Origin of the sequence: Solibacillus ferritrahens, assembly GCF_037027585.1 — a bacterium.
Classification (GTDB): domain Bacteria; phylum Bacillota; class Bacilli; order Bacillales_A; family Planococcaceae; genus Solibacillus; species Solibacillus ferritrahens.
Window position 1 is genome coordinate 317,531 of record NZ_JAXCLE010000001.1, and the last position, 18,035, is coordinate 335,565.

18 protein-coding genes are annotated in these 18,035 nt (G+C 38.9%); 1 reads left to right on the forward strand and 17 read right to left on the reverse strand.

Going from position 1 to position 18,035, the window contains the following annotated elements; all coding sequences use genetic code 11:
* Positions 1–242: 242 nt before the first annotated feature.
* From trxB to SNE38_RS01715, 16 genes are all read right to left on the reverse strand, one after another.
* Complete coding sequence (gene trxB / locus SNE38_RS01640) at positions 243–1,187, reverse strand: thioredoxin-disulfide reductase (protein ID WP_191704389.1); 945 nt, start codon at positions 1,185–1,187, stop codon at positions 243–245.
* A 76-nt stretch (positions 1,188–1,263) separates the two neighbouring features.
* Positions 1,264–2,790: a tetratricopeptide repeat protein gene (locus tag SNE38_RS01645; protein WP_336045759.1), complete on the reverse strand. Its 1,527-nt coding sequence runs from the start codon at positions 2,788–2,790 to the stop codon at positions 1,264–1,266.
* Positions 2,791–3,117: 327 nt separating this feature from the next.
* Positions 3,118–3,735: a bifunctional phosphoribosyl-AMP cyclohydrolase/phosphoribosyl-ATP diphosphatase HisIE gene (gene hisIE / locus SNE38_RS01650; protein ID WP_336045760.1), complete on the reverse strand. Its 618-nt coding sequence runs from the start codon at positions 3,733–3,735 to the stop codon at positions 3,118–3,120.
* Positions 3,732–4,490 (reverse strand): imidazole glycerol phosphate synthase subunit HisF, encoded by a 759-nt coding sequence (hisF, locus tag SNE38_RS01655; RefSeq protein ID WP_191704392.1) that lies wholly within the window; start codon positions 4,488–4,490, stop codon positions 3,732–3,734. Before hisF ends, hisIE begins: the two co-directional genes overlap by 4 nt.
* Positions 4,484–5,104 (reverse strand): imidazole glycerol phosphate synthase subunit HisH, encoded by a 621-nt coding sequence (gene hisH / locus SNE38_RS01660; RefSeq protein WP_191704393.1) that lies wholly within the window; start codon positions 5,102–5,104, stop codon positions 4,484–4,486. The genes hisF and hisH overlap by 7 nt, the downstream gene beginning before the upstream one ends.
* Positions 5,101–5,694 (reverse strand): imidazoleglycerol-phosphate dehydratase HisB, encoded by a 594-nt coding sequence (hisB, locus tag SNE38_RS01665; protein WP_191704394.1) that lies wholly within the window; start codon positions 5,692–5,694, stop codon positions 5,101–5,103. The genes hisH and hisB overlap by 4 nt, the downstream gene beginning before the upstream one ends.
* Positions 5,691–6,974: a histidinol dehydrogenase gene (hisD, locus tag SNE38_RS01670; RefSeq protein WP_336045761.1), complete on the reverse strand. Its 1,284-nt coding sequence runs from the start codon at positions 6,972–6,974 to the stop codon at positions 5,691–5,693. Before hisD ends, hisB begins: the two co-directional genes overlap by 4 nt.
* A 14-nt stretch (positions 6,975–6,988) precedes the next feature.
* Entirely contained in the window at positions 6,989–7,612 is a 624-nt protein-coding gene (gene hisG / locus SNE38_RS01675) for an ATP phosphoribosyltransferase (protein ID WP_191699521.1), read from the reverse strand.
* 3 nt (positions 7,613–7,615) lie between these two features.
* Positions 7,616–8,776: an ATP phosphoribosyltransferase regulatory subunit gene (locus tag SNE38_RS01680; protein ID WP_191704396.1), complete on the reverse strand. Its 1,161-nt coding sequence runs from the start codon at positions 8,774–8,776 to the stop codon at positions 7,616–7,618.
* Positions 8,777–9,065: 289 nt separating this feature from the next.
* Entirely contained in the window at positions 9,066–9,596 is a 531-nt protein-coding gene (locus SNE38_RS01685) for an acyltransferase (RefSeq protein WP_191704397.1), read from the reverse strand.
* A complete protein-coding gene (gene ppaX, locus SNE38_RS01690) occupies positions 9,593–10,240 on the reverse strand; it encodes a pyrophosphatase PpaX (RefSeq protein ID WP_191704398.1) in 648 nt (215 codons plus the stop codon). The genes SNE38_RS01685 and ppaX overlap by 4 nt, the downstream gene beginning before the upstream one ends.
* A gap of 57 nt (positions 10,241–10,297) precedes the next feature.
* Positions 10,298–11,161, reverse strand: a complete 864-nt coding sequence (gene lgt, locus SNE38_RS01695; RefSeq protein WP_336045762.1) for a prolipoprotein diacylglyceryl transferase — start codon at positions 11,159–11,161, stop codon at positions 10,298–10,300.
* Positions 11,162–11,192: 31 nt separating this feature from the next.
* A complete protein-coding gene (hprK, locus tag SNE38_RS01700; protein WP_191704400.1) occupies positions 11,193–12,131 on the reverse strand; it encodes an HPr(Ser) kinase/phosphatase in 939 nt (312 codons plus the stop codon).
* A 158-nt stretch (positions 12,132–12,289) separates the two neighbouring features.
* Positions 12,290–12,601 (reverse strand): cytochrome c551, encoded by a 312-nt coding sequence (gene cccB / locus SNE38_RS01705; RefSeq protein ID WP_191699515.1) that lies wholly within the window; start codon positions 12,599–12,601, stop codon positions 12,290–12,292.
* Between the two features lie 51 nt (positions 12,602–12,652).
* On the reverse strand, positions 12,653–13,507 hold the full coding sequence (locus SNE38_RS01710) for a YitT family protein (protein WP_191704401.1): 855 nt from the start codon (positions 13,505–13,507) through the stop codon (positions 12,653–12,655).
* 117 nt (positions 13,508–13,624) lie between these two features.
* Entirely contained in the window at positions 13,625–14,863 is a 1,239-nt protein-coding gene (locus tag SNE38_RS01715) for an EAL and HDOD domain-containing protein (RefSeq protein WP_191704402.1), read from the reverse strand.
* Positions 14,864–14,977: 114 nt separating this feature from the next.
* Here SNE38_RS01715 and SNE38_RS01720 point away from each other — a divergent pair, with 114 nt between their 5' ends.
* The gene (locus tag SNE38_RS01720) at positions 14,978–15,754 is read left to right on the forward strand and encodes an enoyl-CoA hydratase-related protein (protein ID WP_191704403.1); all 777 of its coding nucleotides are present in this window, start codon (positions 14,978–14,980) and stop codon (positions 15,752–15,754) included.
* A 54-nt stretch (positions 15,755–15,808) separates the two neighbouring features.
* On the opposite strand, the gene SNE38_RS01725 is transcribed toward SNE38_RS01720, so the two are convergent.
* Positions 15,809–17,782, reverse strand: coding sequence for an alpha/beta hydrolase family protein (locus tag SNE38_RS01725; RefSeq protein ID WP_191704404.1), 1,974 nt, complete (start codon positions 17,780–17,782; stop codon positions 15,809–15,811).
* Positions 17,783–18,035 lie beyond the last annotated feature (253 nt).

Consider the following 18,035-nt stretch of genomic DNA (forward strand, 5'->3'; position numbering starts at 1 on the left):
TAATGCTTATATTTCTATTATACCTTGTACCAGGCATTACGTAAAAGCACTCGTACCATTTGTCCTGTTAGTAAATAAAGGAGTTGGTGTCGTATTATCTAAATTTCCGCACAAAAAGAGGTTGTTTCAGCGCAGATCGCGCTAGAAACAACCTAAGGATAAAAATATAAGGGGGTTAAAACAAATTCTTCTTTTAGTATACCCTTATTTTGTAACGAAAAGATTACATTTATGTTAAGGATTTATTGATTTATTTTTTCTTTTGTTTCTTCGATGTAATGTTGAGCTGATTGTGCAGCAATACTGCCATCGCCTGTAGCTGTTACAATTTGGCGCAGCATTTTCTCACGGACATCACCCGCTGCATAAATACCTGGAATAGCTGTTTCCATTTTTTCATTTGTTACAATGTAGCCTGCTTCATTTAAAATGTTCAATGAAGCAAAAGGAGCTGTCAATGGAAGCGTGCCAACATATACGAATACGCCATCTGCCTGCATTTCTTTTTCAGCGCCATCAACCGTTGAAACTAATGTTACTTTACCAACTTTGCCGTCCACTTCATGAATTTCCTTCACTTGTGTATTCCAGATGAAATCTATTTTTTCATTGGCAAATGCACGATCTTGTATAATCTTTTGAGCACGTAATTTATCACGGCGGTGAACAATTGTTACTTTGTCTGCGAAGCGTGTTAAGTAAATACCTTCTTCAACAGCAGAGTCTCCGCCACCGATGACAATCAGATTTTTCTGCTTGAAGAATGCACCATCACATACAGCACAATAACTTACACCACGACCACCCAGCTCTGTTTCACCTGGAATGCCTAATTTTTTATATTCTGCACCTGTTGTAATAATGATTGTACGTGTTTTGTATTGTTTTTTACCTGAAACGATAATTTTATATTCTTCACCATCGATTACTTCGGAAACATCACCGTAAGCATATTCTGCACCAAATTTTTTCGCGTGCTCGAACATTTTTGTAGATAGCTCTGGTCCTAAAATTGTATCGAAACCTGGGTAGTTTTCTACTTCTTCAGTACTAGCCATTTGACCACCAGGAATACCTCTTTCAATCATTAATGTTGCTAAGTTTGCGCGTGATGCATAAACCGCAGCCGTCATACCTGCTGGACCTGCTCCGATAATTACTACATCATAAATTTTTTCTTCAGACATGTTGATCCTCCTCTTACGTGTACAATAACGATAATTTTATCGTATAAGATTGCTTGGATAAATACAAATTTACTGCCTATTCAAAGTCAGCTGGTATGAATTCATACAATTCATCACTATACTTCGTTAATGTCGCAGTTGAAATCCCGTATTTGCCTGCAATTGTTTTTTTCGTCACCTTTTTTTCGAGTGCAATGTTATATGAATATTCAACCGCAGCAGCTAGTGCAGCACTATTTTTAAACGCATATCCTTGCTGGAAAGCGATTTCGCCCAGTGCAAACCACGTGCTTAATATTTGTGCAACTTCCAATGAAATCGATTCATTAGTCTCTGTAATAAGTTCCGCAACTTCCATAAAACGTAGGAAATGCTTTTCCTCGTTACTATTTTTATTGAAATCATATTCAAGGGCATAGGCTAGACAAAGCTTTTCCAATCCCGAAAATTTTTCAACATCTAAAATAGTAGGATGTGCTACAATTTCCTGCTTAAACGCAGAACGCTTTAATAAAAAAAGTCCGAATAAACGGCTTGATTCATGCTCATCTGATAATTGGCGAATAATGAACTCTCGGTGATTTTCAGCCGAATCCCCAAAAATCGTTCCTTCATTACTTTTCCATGGTTCCATACCTTCTTTTGTAGGGTCCAGCTGAATCAACCTTTTCCACGAATCGTTGGCTACTGCCTCATGTCCTGTAAAATAGGCAGATTGGGCAAGCCAAAAATAAAAACCTGGATCCCCTTCATATCCTTTTTTACTCATTGAACGCAGCCATTTATACGCTTCTTCATATTGACCGATTAGTGCCAATGTTGCACCTAGCTTATAGCGATTATCCCATTCAAAAGGTTGGATTTTCTTTAATATTGATAATAGATTCTCAAGCTCTTCAGTATTTCTCTCATAATATGCAAACACTGTTAAGTTGCAAATTGCATGGAGATTACCCGTGTTTTCACGCAGCACTTTATATAAAAGTGCGCGAGCCTGTTCAGCATCACCAATATAAAAGTAGGCTAGCGCCAAGTTATTATACGCATTCCACAAATCCGGGTATTCCTCAATCATTTGCTCCAACATTTCAATTGCAGCCTGGAAATCCCCTTGTTCCATATGACGACGGGCTTTTTCCTGGGCCACATGCTTCGCCCCTTCAAATTCGTCCATGTCATCAATCTCTTCGCCTACATAGTCGACAAACTCCAATATTTCAGAAGCATCCTCTATGTATGCACCATTGGGTTCCATTTCTAAATACCGGGCTGCGTACTTTTGTGCATCAGCAATATGTCCGATACAGCCCGAAACTTCTGCCAGCATAAATATAATTTCAGCTTCATTCGGCTCAAGACTATAAGCGGTGTGGATTAATTCATAGGCATGTTCAAAGTTTTGCAATTCCATTTCCAAAATTCCGTATTGCAATAACACGTGCGCATCATCTGGACTTAAATCTGCTGCGCGCTTAATAAACTTATATGCTTTATCCATTTCGTCCCGATCAATTGCTTTTAATGCTATGTTGTAATAATAATCACCATTTGGAACAAACGACACGACATTTGTTGTTTTTGCTTTTAAACGTTTATTTTCCAATAAAATTCCTCCGAGTCATTTCCGTTCAATACCTTTATATAATTCAATACGAAGTGTATCGTATGCTCATTTGTAGTAAAATACGCCTCGTCATATTCCATCCCATTCACAGGATGTCGGTCAGTATGGCTTCTCCTTTAAGAGAATACCCGTAAGACACCCATCCGAAGCTTATATTTCGTTCAGCGGTCTTTTGACAGCCACTGAGAAATAAACAAAGAAATAAGGAACGCACAAGTGTCGTCCCTTAATCAATTCTTCCCATTATAGCATATGTAGCAAATATGTACTTAAATCATGTTTGCAAACAACGGAATCTCTCTATGGTTATTGCTTCTTACCTTCATGTCGTTTTTGTAACACATCGAGCACTTCATATACATCCACTTTTTGTTCTTGAAGTAACACAAGCAAGTGATAAAGAAGGTCAGCAGATTCCCATTTCACTTCTTCCTTGTCACGGTTTTTCGCACCGATTACTACTTCCGTTGCCTCTTCCCCAACTTTTTTGCAGATTTTATCAATGCCTTTATCGAATAAATACGTCGTATACGCCCCTTCAGGCATATCAATTTCACGCTGTTTAATGACTTCCACAAGCTGCGGTAAAATTGCTACAGTACCAGGTCGCTCGTTTTCTACCAAGCTTTCTGTAAAGCAAGATGTTGTCCCGTTATGACAAGCCGGACCCGCAGGAACAACTTCAATTACTAATGCATCTTGATCACAATCTGTTTTAATTGAAACAACCTTTTGTGTATTACCACTTGTTGCCCCCTTATGCCATAGCTCCTGGCGGGAACGAGAGTAAAACCAAGTTTCATTCGTTTCAATCGTTTTTTTCAGGGATTCTTCGTTCATATATGCAACCGTTAATACTTCTTTTGATTGGGCATCCTGTACTACTGCAGTAATTAGCCCTTGTTCATTAAATTTAACATTCATCGTACACGTACCCCTTTTTCTTTTAGGTAGCTTTTCACTTCTGCTACGCTCGTTTCTTTATAGTGGAAAATGCTCGCAGCTAGTGCGGCATCTGTATCAACATCCTGCAGTACTTCACGGAAATGTTCTGCATTACCCGCGCCACCACTTGCAATGACCGGTACTGTAACAGCATCTCTTACGGCCTTCGTTAACGCTAAATCAAAGCCGGATTTTTCACCATCTTGGTTCATAGATGTAAGCAGGATTTCCCCTGCACCTAAATTTACCGCTTCTTTTGCCCAATCGACTGCTTTCCAAGACGTTTTGTTACGGCCACCGTGTGTATACACCATCCATGTACCGTCTTCATCAGAATATCTCGCATCAATCGCACAAACGATGCATTGTGCACCGAAGTAATCCGCGCCTTCTTTAATTAGCTCTGGACGCTCTAAAGCAGAAGTATTAACTGATACTTTATCTGCACCGGCACGTAAAATCCGTTTCATATCTTCAATTGTACGAATACCGCCACCTACAGTAAAAGGAATGGCTAACGAAGAAGCCGTTTGGCGGACAACATCGACCATCGTTTCACGCCCTTCATGCGAAGCCGAAATATCCAAAAATACGAGCTCATCCGCACCTTGCTCATCATAAAATTTCGCTAATTCTACCGGATCACCAGCATCTTTCAGTTCAACAAATTGTATCCCTTTTACTACGCGTCCTTCTTTTACGTCTAAACATGGAATAATGCGCTTTGTTAACATACGCCTTCTTTCACTCCTTCTGCCCAAGCCGTCAACAAATGCATACCAAACGGACCTGACTTTTCCGGATGGAACTGCATACCGGTAAAATTGTCTTTTGCGACAATCCCAGGTACTTGTATATGTTCATAGTCCGCCGAAGCAACCCGTTCCTTCTCATCCAATTCGCTCGCATAAAATGAATGTACAAAATATACATGGCGTGCTGCAGGCAGGTTATCTCTATCCAGCCACTTTGGCGTTTGCTGTAACGTTAAGTCGTTCCATCCCATATGCGGGATACGCGAAACTCCTTCAAAGCGCTGAATACGTCCTTGAAAAATGCCAAGCCCTTTCGTTAAAGCCACTTCATCGCTTTCTTCGAACATCAGCTGCATTCCTAGGCAAATTCCGAGCAATGGCTTTTTCGTATTACGAATGAAATCAATTAAACTCGTTTCCTTTAAACGCTTCATTGCATCCGGAAAAGCCCCAACACCCGGCAATACATAAGCATCTGCTGTTTCCAGTTCCGTTTTGCTATTTGACACAACGACCTCAACATCAAGGCGTTTCAAAGCCTGCTCGACACTGAATAAGTTACCCATTCCATAATCAATTACACCAATCTTCACGTTAACAGCCCCTTCGTTGACGGTACGCCTTTCACACGTGGGTCAATTTGAACTGCTTCATCCAATGCACGTGCCAACGCTTTAAAAACTGCTTCAATAATATGGTGTGTATTATGTCCATAAGGAACGATAACATGTAAATTAATACGTGCTTCTAACGCAAACTTCCATAAAAACTCATGTACAAGCTCTGTATCAAATGACCCTACCTTCGCATTAAGCTGAGGTGTGATACGGTATTCTAAATGAGGGCGGTTCGAACAATCTACAACAACCTGTGCCAATGCATCATCCATCGGTACAAATGCAGTTCCGTAACGCTTGATCCCTTTTTTATCACCTAATGCTTCACGGAATACTTGACCTAATACGATACCAATATCCTCTGTCGTATGGTGGTCATCTATCCAAGTGTCGCCATTTGCAATAATTTTCCCGTCAAATAATCCGTGCTTTATAAACAAATCAAGCATATGGTCCATAAAACCAACACCTGTTTTTATTTCAGCTTGCCCAGAACCATCTATATTAAGCTCTACTGCAATTTTAGTTTCATTTGTATTTCGTTCGATTTTCGCAAAACGTGTCATTCTTCTTCTCCTTTATCCCAGCCCCGTGATTCTACTGCTCTTGCATGTCCTTCCAACCCTTCAAGTCGTGCAAGACGTGCAATTTTCGGCGAATTCTGTTTCCAAGTTTTTTCGCTGTAATATACAACGCTCGTTCGTTTAATAAAATCATCTACATTTAATCCACTTGCAAAGCGTGCTGTTGAATTTGTAGGTAATACGTGATTCGTACCGGCAAAATAATCTCCAACCGGCTCAGAGCTATAACGCCCGATGAAAATAGCACCCGCATGTGTAATCATTTCCGAAACCTTTTCAGCATTTTCCGTAATAACTTCCAAATGCTCCGGTGCTAATGAATTCACCGCCCGGACAGCTTCTTTCATCGATTCAGCGACATAAATATGACCAAAGTTTTCGATTGATTTTCGGGCAATTGCTTCACGCGGCAATTTGGATAATTGAATTTCTACCTGGTCTGATACCGCATCCGCCAAATCATCACTTGTCGTTATGAGTACCGCACAAGCCAATGCATCATGCTCTGCCTGTGATAACAGGTCTGCCGCAATTTCATCGGCATAGGCAGTTTCATCTGCCAAAATACAAATTTCAGATGGCCCTGCAATCATATCAATCGCCACTTCGCCAAATACTTCACGCTTCGCTAAAGCAACAAATATATTTCCTGGACCAGTAATTTTATCTATCGGTGCAATTGTTTCTGTTCCGTATGCCAGTGCCGCAATCGCTTGTGCACCGCCTACTTTGTAAATTTCCGTCACACCTAGAATATGGGCTGCCACTAATACAGCATCCGGCAGCTTCCCATCATTTCCTGCAGGCGATGTGATGACAATACGCTTCACCCCTGCAACTTGCGCCGGTATGACATTCATTAAAACAGAAGAGGGATAAGCCGCTGAACCACCCGGCACATAAAGCCCTACTGCATCCAGGGGTGTAATTCGCTGCCCTAAATATGAACCGTCCGCTAACGGCAAGCGAAAACCACTGCGCTTTTGCTCATTATGATAAAGGCTAATATTATCCGCTGCCTCCTGTAAATCGAAATATAATTGCTTATCGAAATTTTTTACAGCCTCAATAATTTCCTGTTCCGAGACACGTAAATTTTCAGGTGCAAAGCCGTCCCATTTTTCACTATAATATTTAATCGCCGCATCCCCTTCTGTTCGTACTTGCTGAATTACTTCACGAACGGTTTGCAGCTGCTGCTCGTTGCCTTGCTCGAGTTGGCGTTTTAAAGAAATATCATCATTTAAAATTGTTATTTTCATCTATTTAGCCTCTCTTATTTCACACATTTTTTTAAGCGCGTAACTAAATCTTGAATACGGTCGCTTTTCATACGATAGCTTACAGGATTGGCAATCAAACGTGATGAGACTTCGGCAATATGTTCATATTCCACAAGGCCATTTTCCTTTAATGTGCGTCCTGTTGATACGATATCGACAATGCGATCTGCTAAACCAATCATAGGTGCAAGCTCAATCGAACCATTCAGCTCAATAATTTCGACTTGCTCTCCAATACCTTTATAATATTTCAACGCAATATTCGGATATTTCGTCGCAATACGTGGTGCAATTTCACTCATCGTCGTATTCGGTAAACCCGCTGATGCAATATAGCATTCGCTAATCTTTAGATCAAGCAGCTCGTGGACAGTACGACGTTGCTCAAGCAGTACATCTTTCCCCGCAATTCCAATATCCGCTACACCGTGCTCAACGTATACCGGCACATCCATAGGCTTCGCTAAAATAAAGCTAATCTTTTCCTCTGGAATTTCAATCATTAGTTTACGGGACATTTCTACTTCTTCAGGAAGGTTGAAACCAGCCTCGAGCAGCATTTCATATGCCTCTTCAAAAATTCTGCCTTTTGGCATCGCGATCGTTAGCTCTGTCATTGCTTATGCCTCCCTGCTTTTAAATTCATTAACTATTTTATAATGTGCCTTCAATGCTTCTATATTTTCGATTCCCTCATATGATTGGAACGTCACTTGCTTACCTTGTTCACGTAAAAGCTTCACTGTTTGTAAAGCTTCAGAAAAACGTTCTGATGCAAATAATACGAGCACACTGTCTGTTACAATTTCTATTTTTGGCATCGCTTCAAAAACACGATCTACACGTAATCCAAAACCAGTTGCGCCAACTTGCGAACCGAACTGCTGCAATAATCCATCATAGCGACCACCATTGCCTAACGGGAAACCACTGCCTGATGCAAATACTTCAAATAACATACCTGTGTAATAGCTCATATGGCTAGACAATGTAAAATCAAATGCTATGTATTCATCATACCCAGCAGCATCCAAAATTTTTGCTAAGCTGCGCATATATTCAAGCGCATCATTTTTACGGACATATTTTTCAATTGCTTCTATAGAAGGTAATCTAATCGCTTCTTCAATATAAGCCAACAATGCATCGGATTTTGTTTTCGGTAAATCAAATGCTAGGACAGCTTCTTCAAAGCCCACAAAATTTCGTTGTACGAGTAGATCATTTAAATGAAGAGCCTGTTCTTCACTTTCTGTATAATCCTTTAATATGCGGCTTAATACGCCAGCATGTCCGATTGTGACTTTGAAATCGGTAATATTAAAGCCCTTAACTAAATCAATCGCAGTCATAATGACTTCCGCATCAGCAAACACTGAATTGTCGCCGATTAATTCAATACCCATTTGGTCAAATTCCGCTGGGCGACCACCTTCGCGTTGCTGTGCTCTAAATACATTCGCAAAATAGGCTAATCGTTGCGGTATTTTTTCTTTTAATAATTTTGAAGTTGCGACACGTGCAATTGGCGTTGTCATATCCGGGCGTAATACAAGTGTATTCCCCTGACTATCAACAAGTTTAAACAGACGGGCATCAGAAATTGCCGACGCTTTCCCAACTGTGTCGTAATATTCCACAGAGGGTGTTTTAATAAACTCATAACCCCGTGTATGCAGCAGTTGTCGACCAGTCGATCGGATTAGCTCAAGTTTTTCATATATATCGGGAAATGTATCGCGCATCCCAAGAGGTTTTTCAAACATTTTTATCGATGACATTTTGACACATCCTAAACTTTTTAAATAGAATATTATTTCCTGTTTCGTAATTCCACTTCACTACGCTAGAGTGATGAATCATTAGTGTATGAAAGTATTTTACTGCTACTAGTATTTATAGTCAATGGGATTCTTGAATATTCGTTAATTTAATTTTCTGATATATCAATTCATTATACATGATATATGCTGAAATATCTTAGACACGGGGATTTCTGAGAAGATTTCATTTTCCACAAAAATGACAAGACTAAAAAAGACACCTCGCCTTTGCAAAGTGTCTCCAAATTCAATTTTGCCATACAGGCTGATCGTTCTTTTTACGTTCCTCCATCTGCTCAGCAGTGAAAATAATACGCATTGGGTTGCCTCCTGCCATAGCGCCCGCTGGAACATCTTTATGCACGAGTGTTGCAGCAGAGACAATGGCCCCGTCTCCAATTTTCACACCTGGTAATATCGTTGAATTGGCACCAACCATAACATTGCTGCCGATTTCCACATCACCCAATCGATACTCCTCAATTAAATATTCGTGCGCTAAAATTGTCGTATTAAAACCGATAATGGAATTATCCCCTACCGTAATGCGCTCTGGAAACATTGAGTCCGGCATGACCATTAGAGCCAGCGAAGCTTGTTTGCCGATCTTCATTTTCAAAAACGTACGGTACAGCCAATTTTTCCAGGACATAACAGGTGTTATACGCCCAATTTGAATCACGATAAAGCATTTCATTACTTTCCAAAACGAGACCGTTTCATATACATTCCACAATGAATTAGCATTTTGTACACGATAGCGTTCGGTTCTCCTCATGAAGACTCCCCTTTCACAATTTCAAGTAAATCACGCATATGGTTCAGCATATATGTCGGTTCATAAGACATTAAATAATCGACACCCTTTGCAGACCAGGCAACACCAGCTGTTCGAACACCAGCATTCTTCCCGCCTTCAATATCATGCGAGTTATCACCAATCATTATTGCTTCACTCTTATCGACGCCAAGCTTTTGTAACGCTAAAAGAACCGGCTCAGGATGTGGTTTCACATGTTCGACATCATCTAAACCGATAATCGCATCAAATAAGTGCTCTGCCTGTAAAATTTTCATTCCGCGGGCTAAACCTTCTCTGCTTTTCGTAGAAACAATTGCCATTTTAATTCCTAATGCATGTAGCTCTTCTAACGTTTCAACTACCGCATCATAGCCAGTTACTAACGAATCATGGTTTGCCGTACTCCACTCTCTGTATTTAGCAATCATTATTTCTGTTTCACCGGGTGTTAATTCGTCAAAAGTCTGTTTTAGTGACGGACCGATGAATTTCAGGCAATCTACTGTCGAATATTGCCCGGGAAATTTTTCGTCAAAAATATACATAAACGTTTGGATGATTAATTCATTTGTATTGAGTAACGTACCATCAAAGTCAAATAATAATGCTTTTGTTTTCATATCCATTGCCTCTTTCTTTTCAAAAAACCGTTTGCACTGATGCAAACGGTAATACTATTATTTCTTTTTATTTTTCTTTTTTGTAGCTACTGGTTTTTTTTCATCATCTAAATAATGAACAGCCGGTTTGACATATATTCTGCGGTAAACAATACCGATAATACCAATGGCAATCCCAATAATGGATACAACTTGCGCAGAACGTAATAACTCTTCCCCTATATATAGACTATCTGTACGCAATCCTTCGATAAAGAATCGTCCTACCGAATACCATATTAAATAGAAGAAAAACATTTCCCCACGTCGCCAATTTAATTTGCGGGCAAACAGTAAAATTACTAATCCGACAACATTCCATAATGATTCATATAAAAATGTCGGATGGACATATGTACCTTCTTCTCTAATATACATTTGTTCAATAATCCAGTTCGGTATAAATAAACCTTCTAAAAACTCACGCGACACTGGACCACCATAAGCTTCTTGATTGACGAAGTTGCCCCAGCGACCAATAATCTGTCCAACCAAAATACTCGGTGCAGCAATATCGGCTAATTTTAAGAAGCTTACTTTACGCTTTCTCGTGAAAATATATGCAGTAATAAATGAACCAATTAACGCACCATGAATGGCAATACCACCATTCCAAATTTCAATAATGCGCCCAGGATTTTGGCCATAATAATCCCACTTCATCACGACATAGTATACCCGTGCAGATAAAATCGCAATCGGTATTGCCCAAATGAGTAGATCTGCTATAAATTCCTGATCGAATCCACGGCGTACCGACTCCCTTTGTGCCAAAAAATAAGCAATAATTATGCCTAACCCGATAATAATGCCGTACCAGTTTACCGGAATTGGTCCGAGATGAAACGCTACAGGATTAATCGCTAATAAATTTGTATCCATAAAATTCTCCCCTCATCAATCTTTATCACTATTAATAATCGTCCATTTCATCATTTACGACAAGCATATCATCTAAACGACGTGAAAATTCCTCTGCTGCATTAACACCCATTTTTTTCAGACGGTAATTCATAGCTGCCACTTCAATAATTACCGATACATTTCGACCAGGCTGAACTGGAACTGTTAGTTTTGTTACATCCGTATCAATAATTTTCATCTTTTCTTCATCAAGTCCTAGACGATCATAAAACTTTTCAGGATCCCACGTTTCAAGTTCGATAATTAACGTAATCCGCTTATATGGACGAATAGCACTTGCGCCAAATAGCGTCATAATATCAATGATACCGATTCCTCGTATTTCAAGCAAATGCTCTAATAACGGTGGGGGGCTTCCGACGAGCATATTTTCTCCTTCTTGACGAATTTCCACGCTATCATCCGCTACTAAACGATGCCCTTTTTTTACTAGTTCAAGTGCTGTTTCACTTTTACCGACACCGCTTTTCCCCATTATTAATACACCAATCCCATATACATCGACAAGAACACCATGCACTGCCGTTGTTGGAGCAAGCTTACTTTCCAAAAAGTTCGTTAACCGGCTTGAAAACCACGTTGTAGTTTGATTTGTAACAAATACTGGTACATGATTCTCGTTGGATGCATCGATAAGTTCTTGTGGCACCTCTAAATCACGTGAAATAATAATAGCTGGCGTTTCATCCGAACATAGACGCTTCATCCGACTAATTTTATCTTCTTCAGGCAGCATCTCAAAAAATGATAGCTCTGTTTTCCCTAATAACTGGACCCGATCAGCCGGGTAATGTGTAAAATAACCCGCCATTTCCAAACCCGGTCGTGAAATATCACTCGTCGTTATATAACGTCCAATCCCTTCTTCTCCACTTACCAGCTTTAAATTGAATTTTTCCATAACATCTTTTGCAATTACTTGAATCATGAATTGGTACGCTCCTATCTCCTGACATCTATACAGTATTTTAACATGACTTATAAATTTCCTATATAAAAACTAACTTACTTTTCTTCATGAAGTCGTTATCGGACACCCGGTCAACAAAAAAAACGATGAAGCTCATTTGCCCATCGTTTCGTTTGTTATTTTAAAGTTGCTAAATACTCTGCAGCCGCTTCAGCCTTTTCGCCTTTTACAATCCCAGGAGGCATACGGTCTTTACCATTTAAAATAATATCTAAAATCTCTTCTTCAGAATATTTCGCTCCTAATTTATCCAATGCTGGAGCACTGCCACCCTGTAATTGACCACCATGACATGTTGCACAGGATTGTTTAACGACTTTTTCACCATCGACTTCTGCTGTTTCGCCGTTTGTTGCCGAATCATCCCCACCACATGCTGCTAAAAATAGTGCTGAGCCAAATACTAATGTAAGTAAACCTTTTTTCACTCTAAACCCCTCCAAAAACGTATTACTAATACACTGCTAATTATAACAAACTTATACTTTTTTGAAACCTTCTCCTAACACTTCATAGGCATCTGAAACGATAACAAATGCTTCTGGATCAACGGCTTTCAACACTTGTTTCAGCTTTGTGAACTCTGTTTGATAGACGACAACCATCAATACCGGCCGCTCCTCACCCGTATAGCCACCATATGCAGGAAGCTTCGTAATTCCACGATTAACTTCTTTATAAATCGCATCGCGCACTTCTGTTTCTTTTCGAGTAATGATATAAACCATTTTCGATTGACTAAAACCAAGCTGAACAATATCGATAGTTTTTGTTGTTACATAAAGACCGATTAAAGCATAAAGTCCTTTTTCCAAATCAAAAACAATCGCCGCACTAACAGCGATGACTCCATCAATAAACAATACGCTCGTCCCTAAAGTCAGGCCTGTAAATTTTGTTATAATTTGTGCAAGTAAATCTGTTCCACCTGTAGAAGCATTTCCTTTAAATACGAGTCCAATACCTAACCCGACAACAATCCCACCAAAAATTGACCCTAATAACGGATTTAACGTCCATGCATCCCAGCTTGCCGTTAAAATAACGAAAAAAGGAAGCGCAATCGTACCGATAAATGATTTAATGCCAAATTTCTTCCCAAGTACAATTACCCCTGCGATAAATAAAGGAATATTAAATGCATATTGTACAATTCCGGCATTCCAGCCGAACATACCATGCAAAATAGTACTTATCCCACTAACCCCGCCTGAAGCAACTTGGTTTGGAAATAAAAATACATTAAAACCAAAGGCAATGACTGCCGCTCCTATAATGACAAATAAATACTCTTTTATACTATCTTTCACTGAACTTTGTGAACTATACGTCATATTAATCCTCACTTCTTTTGCAAATTCCTTTGAATTATAGCAAATCCAACATGAAATGAGAACTTCATTAAAGTAAAGAGAGACTAAGACTAATTGTCTTAGAGTATAACTTTATGCTTATTTCATATTAAGCGTGTCATTTACCCATACTTTTACTTCTTCATACATTGGTAAAATCTCATCGGTCGAAATATTTAATTGGTCCGCTAGTGGCATTAAATTTTCCCAATCCAGCTTACTTAAAGCTGTGCTAAATTGAAGGTAAGGAGTCATATCTGTCTGTGATCCAGAAATTGTTTCCAAAATATCCTCTGCTAAAGGCAATTGTGTAACAATAACGTTTACAGGACGTTGTAATAAAGAATCGATTAATGAAAAAAGCCCTACCAAAAAGTACTCTGAATAATTTTTTTTATAATTCAGGCGAGCACTTATTTCACATGCTTTTGCTCTAAATAATGATGCAAACATTAACTCTTTAAAGATATCGTTATTACAATTTGAATTCGCCTCGCGCATCGCTAGCATATATACCCATTGACGCAGTTCCAACAGCCCTAACATTAATATCGCCTGCTTTATCGAACGCACTTTATTTTTCGTTCTCTTAGAGGAACCGTTAATTAACTTCAATAACCGATACGAGAGTGAAATTTCACGTTCGATATTTTCTGCTAGTAAATCAATATTTGTTTCATCTTCACGTAATAAAGATATAATTTGAAAATATTGAAAGAGATTTGCTGGTATATCTGTTGCGGTTAATATTTGAGGCTGTTCAAAGAAATAACCTTGAAATAAAGAGTAACCAGATTGTTTTGCAATTTCGAATTGTTCGCGCGTTTCTACCTTCTCCGCTAAAAGCTTAATATGTGGAAATTTTGATTTAATTAGCCTTTCTATCACTTTTCGTTCATTTTCCGATGTATGTAAAAAATCAATTTTTATATAATCAATTTGAGGAAAGAGTTCGTCATATACTAGGATCTTTTCATCAATTACAAAATCATCTAAAGCAAGCTTGTAACCTGCTCTTTTTAATATCTTAAGTTGTTGAATCAGTTCAGGAGTAATTGAAATGTCTTCCAATATTTCAATTACTACTTGTTCAGGTTCTAAAAAGTCTATTGAATCTTGCATGATTAAGTTTTCTGTAAAGTTAATAAATGATGGTTTGCCATTTGCCACTTCTTTAATACCAATAGAAAGAAACGAATTAATTAATAACTCGATTGTTGCTGTATCCGAATCGATATCGGGAAACTGATTAACATAATTATTTCGATACAATAATTCATATGCGATAATTTCTTCGCATTTATTAAAAATTGGCTGTCTGCCGATAAAAACTTCCAAGTTAACCCTTCCCAACTTATAGTATATTTTCACTATTAATGTAATCTGTTGTAATTTCAACTATTTACATTGTACTATAAAACTAGAGTAACAAAATTTTGGGAGGTAGTAAATGTGAACAATGTTAAATATGACCAAAAAGATTTTATCGCATACGTAACACTTAATCGTCCTGATATGTTAAACGCTTTTAACTATGAAATGCTTGAAGAATTACGCAAAGTAATCGAATCGATTCAAATACATCCTGACATTCGTCTTGTCATTATAACAGGGGCTGGTGATAAAGCTTTTTCTGTGGGGGCAGATTTAAAAGAACGTAAAACATTGCCAGATGCACTCGTCAAACGCAATTTAAATCGTTTTGGTGAAGTGTTTACACTTATTGAGCAATTACCTCAGCCGACAATTTGTGTTTTAAATGGGTATGCATTTGGTGGAGGACTTGAGCTGGCACTTGCCTGTGACTTCCGTATCGCTGCTGACCAGGTAACACTTGGCTTAACTGAAACAAGCTTAGGAATCATTCCTGGTGCAGGCGGAACACAGCGCCTGCCTCGTTTAATCGGAGAAGCAAAAGCATTGGAGCTTATTTTAACTGCTAAGCGTATGACCGCAGCAGAAGCACTTCAGTACGGAGTTGTTACTAAAATAGCGCCTCGGGAAAATTTACACGAAGTAACGGCTGATTTTGCAGCATTAATTTTAAAAAATGCACCGATTGCTCTTCAACAAGCTAAATTTGCCGTAAAGCAAGGAATGAAAACCGACATTCAAACCGGGCTTCAAATTGAACGCAAAGCATATGAACTAACAATTCCTACAGAAGATCGCATTGAAGCACTAAACGCCTTTTCTGAAAAAAGACCCCCGCAGTTTAAAGGGAAATAAACCTTCTCTAATCAAAAAAACAGGGCTCCCACTACGGGATACCCTGTTTACTTTTTATAAATATTTCTCAAACCAGCCTGTGATTTGCTCTAATCGTTCTAATCTTAAATTTGGAATTCCTGTTCGTGATAAGTTATGATCACATTCCGGGAAGCGAACAAATCCTACTTCTTTCCCCATGCGCTTCAACGTAACATACAGCTGCTCTGCTTGTTCAATTGGACAGCGGAAATCACGTTCACTGTGTAAAATAAGTAGCGGTGTCTCTACATTTGCCGCGTACTTTAACGGCGAATGATGCCATAGTTTTTCAACGTCATTCATATCCGCTAGCATTTGCCATTCCGAGAAGTAATAACCGATATCTGATACACCGTAGAAGCTAATCCAGTTTGAAATCGAACGCTGTGTAACCGCTGCTTTAAAGCGATTCGTATGTCCCACAACCCAGTTCGTCATAAACCCACCATAGCTACCACCAGTAATACCTAAGCGTGACTCATCAATCCATGCATAATTTTCCAACGCATAATCAACACCAGCCATAATATCCTCATAGTCACCTTCACCATAATTACCGCGCACACCATCTACAAACTCCTGGCTATAACCATGACTGCCACGAGGATTCACATATAAGACGCCGTACCCTTGTGCCGCTAATAACTGCATTTCATGGAAAAATGTATTCGCATATAATGTATGCGGTCCACCATGCACTTCCACAATGAATGGATATTTCTTACCTTCTGTATATTGAGCAGGCTTCATAATCCACCCATGAACAGTTATACCATCTTTTGCGACATACGAAATCGCTTCCGGTGTTGAAAGTGTTGTTGCCTCTAAAAACTCGGCATTAAATGCTGTTAGCTGCTTACGCTCGCCCGTTGTAATATCGTAATCAAATAGTTCACCAGGGAATGTCGGATTCGAAACAGTGATCAAAGCACGGTTACCATTCTTGAAAACAGCATATCCATATACATGTTCATTTTCAGGTGAGGCAGGATAAATTGCGCCTTCTAATGTAGCATAATATAATCGGATATCTCCCTCTGTAGACACTTGGAAATATAAATCGTTATTTTCAGTCCAAATAACTGTAGGAGCTTCAACACCTTGCTGGATATCTGCAACAGCATAATCCCCTACCGGTACGTCCAGCATCTCAGTCAGCTTTTGCGTCATTTTTGTTTCTCTATCATAAATATAAATATGACCATGTGTAGCATTTTTGTATGTATGGTCCGAGCCGCCGAATGCTATGTAACGGTCATCAAATGAAAATTCCGCTCCACCATAGTAGCCATCCACATCAATTAATACTGTCTCTTCTTTTGTTTCTACATCGACTAAAAATAATGGTGTACGGAATACGTCGTCAGTATTTTCTACACGATTTACTGCAATAACCAATGTTTTTCCATCATGTGATATCCCTTGTAAACTATGAGAAAAATCACCTTCTGTAAAAGCACTCACTTCTTTTGTCGCTAAATCAACCTTAGCAATATGTGAATAGCGTTCTTGTGGTAATAACCCAACGCCATCTGCTTTGTATTTCATTTTATCGACTATATATGCTTTCGGAACTTTCTTCTCTTCTTTTTCTTCCTGTTCTGTGATGCTCAAGCCCTTTTTAACAGTACTTGTAATCCAAAGCTTCTCGCCACATGGGCTCCATAAATATGAATTAACGCCATTTGGAAATGTCGTTAATTCCTGTGCTTCACCTCCACGGCTATTTAAAATATAGAGCTGCTGCTTTTCTTTGCGCTTTGCCAAAAATGCAACTTGTTTGCCGTCTGGTGACCATTGTGGACTTGAAACTCGTTCATTCCCGTATGTCCATTGCGTTGTTTCCCCTGATTCCAAGTCAATATGAAACAGGTGCGCATTGTAGTTATTCTCTTCTTCATTCAGTTGAGTGCGTATAAATAATGCCTCTTTTTCATTTGGTGCAAGTATTGGATTTGTGACTGATTGAATTTCAAATAAACTTTCTTTCGTTATGTAATTTGTCATTATCTCACCTCGTAATTTATTTCGATTTCCGTAATAGTACTCTACCATTTTCTATTTGAAATTTCAAAATATTATTAGTATAACTTTTTATATTCAAGACTAATAACCCCAGAAATTTGTTCTATATAAAGATTTCTATTAAGTGGCGTTTCATTTTTGGCGGGAGCCGAATAGCAGTAGTAAAGGCACTCCGTAAACGTCGCACCTTTTCTACTGCTATTATTACGGCTTGAGACTCCCGCCAAACCTATTG

Coding starts and splice junctions, on each gene's coding strand:
- hisG (WP_191699521.1), bottom strand. CDS start 7,612: ATGACAGAGCTAACGATCGCGATGCCAAAAGGCAGAATTTTTGAAGAG.
- hisB (WP_191704394.1), bottom strand. CDS start 5,694: ATGACACGTTTTGCGAAAATCGAACGAAATACAAATGAAACTAAAATT.
- hprK (WP_191704400.1), bottom strand. CDS start 12,131: ATGATTCAAGTAATTGCAAAAGATGTTATGGAAAAATTCAATTTAAAG.
- hisIE (WP_336045760.1), bottom strand. CDS start 3,735: ATGAATGTTAAATTTAATGAACAAGGGCTAATTACTGCAGTAGTACAG.
- lgt (WP_336045762.1), bottom strand. CDS start 11,161: ATGGATACAAATTTATTAGCGATTAATCCTGTAGCGTTTCATCTCGGA.
- SNE38_RS01710 (WP_191704401.1), bottom strand. CDS start 13,507: ATGACGTATAGTTCACAAAGTTCAGTGAAAGATAGTATAAAAGAGTAT.
- SNE38_RS01725 (WP_191704404.1), bottom strand. CDS start 17,782: ATGACAAATTACATAACGAAAGAAAGTTTATTTGAAATTCAATCAGTC.
- SNE38_RS01680 (WP_191704396.1), bottom strand. CDS start 8,776: ATGTCATCGATAAAAATGTTTGAAAAACCTCTTGGGATGCGCGATACA.
- hisF (WP_191704392.1), bottom strand. CDS start 4,490: ATGTTAACAAAGCGCATTATTCCATGTTTAGACGTAAAAGAAGGACGC.
- trxB (WP_191704389.1), bottom strand. CDS start 1,187: ATGTCTGAAGAAAAAATTTATGATGTAGTAATTATCGGAGCAGGTCCA.
- hisD (WP_336045761.1), bottom strand. CDS start 6,974: ATGAAAATAACAATTTTAAATGATGATATTTCTTTAAAACGCCAACTC.
- ppaX (WP_191704398.1), bottom strand. CDS start 10,240: ATGAAAACAAAAGCATTATTATTTGACTTTGATGGTACGTTACTCAAT.
- SNE38_RS01685 (WP_191704397.1), bottom strand. CDS start 9,596: ATGAGGAGAACCGAACGCTATCGTGTACAAAATGCTAATTCATTGTGG.